This is a genomic window from Phycisphaeraceae bacterium (genome assembly GCA_040222855.1).
In the GTDB taxonomy this organism is placed as follows: domain Bacteria; phylum Planctomycetota; class Phycisphaerae; order Phycisphaerales; family Phycisphaeraceae; genus Mucisphaera.
Genome location: JAVKCD010000012.1, coordinates 1 through 910, shown reverse-complemented (window position 1 = coordinate 910; position 910 = coordinate 1). Strand labels below are relative to the sequence as shown.

General features: G+C 63.4%; 1 protein-coding gene. It reads left to right on the top strand.

The window, feature by feature from the left end:
- Nucleotides 1-65: 65 nt before the first annotated feature.
- A complete protein-coding gene (locus RIG82_03435) occupies nucleotides 66-893 on the top strand; it encodes an IS5 family transposase (protein MEQ9459992.1) in 828 nt (275 codons plus the stop codon).
- Nucleotides 894-910: the final 17 nt, after the last annotated feature.

Sequence of the window (910 nt, the reverse complement as noted above, 5' to 3'; positions counted from 1 at the left end):
AGAGGCTGTTTTGGAAGTCGTTGAATGGGGTTTCGCTGGGGGCGATTATCTGATTCAAGCTGTGGATGTGGACCGATCAGAGCCGTGGCCGGATGGCCAAGATTGCCAAGAAAACCAAGCGCTACCCGTCAGACCTGACGGACGAGGAATGGGAGCGGATTGCGCCGCTCATGCCCAAGCCCGGTCGCATGGGGCGTCCTCGCGAGGTCGAGTTCCGCGAGGTGCTGAACGCGGTGCGCTACCTGGTCCGCTCCGGTTGCGGCTGGCGAATGCTGCCGATCCACTTCGGAGCGTGGCAAACGGTCTACGCGTGGTTCCGCGAGTTGGCGCGCCGCTTCCTGTTCCAGACCATCCACGATCTGGCCTTGATGGTCGATCGCGAGCGGGCTGGACGCGAGGCCAGCCCCTCGGCGGGAGTGATCGACAGCCAGACTGTGAAGGCCCCGGCTCCAGGTGCGCAAAGGGGATATGACGCCGGCAAGAAGACTGTCGGACGCAAACGCCACATCGCCGTGGACACCGACGGCAGGCTGCTGATGGTCAACCTCACGCCCGCCGACATCTCCGACAGCGCCGGTGCCCAGATCATCCTGGACGGCATCCGCAAGCGCTGGCCCTGGGTCAAGCACCTGTTCGCCGATGGCGCCTACGACCGGCTGAAACTCATGGACAAGGCCGCCTACCTCGACTTCGTCATCAAGGTCATCCGACGGTCCGACGACCAGAAAGGCTTCAAGGTCCTGCCCCGCCGCTGGGTCGTCGAACGAACCTTCGGATGGATGGTCCGGTGGCGGCGCCTCGTACGCGACTACGAGAGCCGCATCGACGTCTCCGAGGCCATGATCCTCGTCGCCATGGGTGGCAATCTCCTACGCAGAAACGCCCATCCCTGAATTCCAAAACGGACTCT

Bases quoted from the DNA above. Each gene is read 5' to 3' on its own strand.
- RIG82_03435 (MEQ9459992.1), top strand. From the start codon at position 66: ATGTGGACCGATCAGAGCCGTGGCCGGATGGCCAAGATTGCCAAGAAA.